Origin of the sequence: Halobiforma nitratireducens JCM 10879 (genome assembly GCF_000337895.1) — an archaeon.
Lineage (GTDB): Archaea > Halobacteriota > Halobacteria > Halobacteriales > Natrialbaceae > Natronobacterium > Natronobacterium nitratireducens.
Window position 1 is genome coordinate 1 of record NZ_AOMA01000199.1, and the last position, 654, is coordinate 654.

Sequence of the window (654 nt, forward strand, 5' to 3'; positions counted from 1 at the left end):
GTCGATTTCCATACCAACCTCGATTTCCTCGACTTCACCCTTCTAACCCGTGATATCAGCTGATTAGATCGCTCTTCAACAGAGCAATATTATCCCCATCTGTATCGGCGTTAGCCACAGCAGCATCCAGTTCTTCCTGTAATTACCCTGTTGCACGCTTTCGAAATTAGGGCCAAAAACCAGATGATGTTGCAGGTTTCTCTGAACAGGGTTGGCTACTAATGCCCACATCCGGGTACCAAGCATCAACTAATTTTGCACATGCAACGGGCTATGTAATTGTTGACTGTTAATTCCGACTGTATTGACAGTAATGCTGTCGATTTCACGGTCATCTGTACCAACCTGTTGGGTGTCTGTATCGGGTTGCTGCTTATCCGCATCAGCTTCTTCAGTTACCCGCCTGTATGACACGTCTATGGGTTTATCATCAGATGAGTTGTCGATTATACGAACATCGGGTTGATACGGAGAGTCGCGATTCGCAGTATTTCGATCATCTTCATTGGAATCAGCAGAGACCGGTGTCGAAATCGCGACTCCCGCTATTGAGGCACTGGATGCTTTCATAGTGTCTAGGGAAGTGCTTTACCTGTAGAGACGCTGGAAGTGGTAATGGGACGGCTCGATGACATCACACTCGAGGAACTCTAC

Annotated in this window: 1 protein-coding gene; it reads right to left on the reverse strand. The window is 47.1% G+C overall.

Annotated features, from left to right (window positions below; genetic code table 11):
* Positions 1-249: 249 nt before the first annotated feature.
* Positions 250-570: a hypothetical protein gene (locus C446_RS18980; RefSeq protein WP_152419476.1), complete on the reverse strand. Its 321-nt coding sequence runs from the start codon at positions 568-570 to the stop codon at positions 250-252.
* Positions 571-654 lie beyond the last annotated feature (84 nt).